The sequence below is a fragment of the Mesorhizobium sp. M1A.F.Ca.IN.020.03.2.1 genome (assembly GCF_004023205.1).
Lineage (GTDB): Bacteria > Pseudomonadota > Alphaproteobacteria > Rhizobiales > Rhizobiaceae > Mesorhizobium.
Genome location: NZ_RZSV01000528.1, coordinates 1 through 255 on the forward strand (window position 1 = coordinate 1; position 255 = coordinate 255).

General features: G+C 69.4%; 1 protein-coding gene. It reads right to left on the bottom strand.

The genetic code is table 11. From position 1 onward, the window contains the following. The coding region (locus EOA79_RS32525) for a hypothetical protein (protein ID WP_164748636.1) at nucleotides 1-255 on the bottom strand (255 nt) is incomplete at both ends.

Here is a 255-nt window from a genome sequence, read left to right on the forward strand (position 1 = left end):
CGGCATTGTAGCCGGTGACGTTGAGCGTGTTGCCGAGCGCCGTGGTGAAGGAGCCGGCGCTGAAGACGCCGTTGGTGATGAAGGCGTGGCCGTCGATGCTGAGCGTGGCGATGCCGTCGGGCGAGGCGATGGTGAAGGTGCCGCCCTGGGTGGTGCTCTCCTTGGAGGTGTCGGAGCCGGCCGATTCACCGGCGCCGCGGCTGGCGAGCAGGTCGTCCTCGTTGACCGTCACGTCGCCGCCATTGGCTGCCGGCG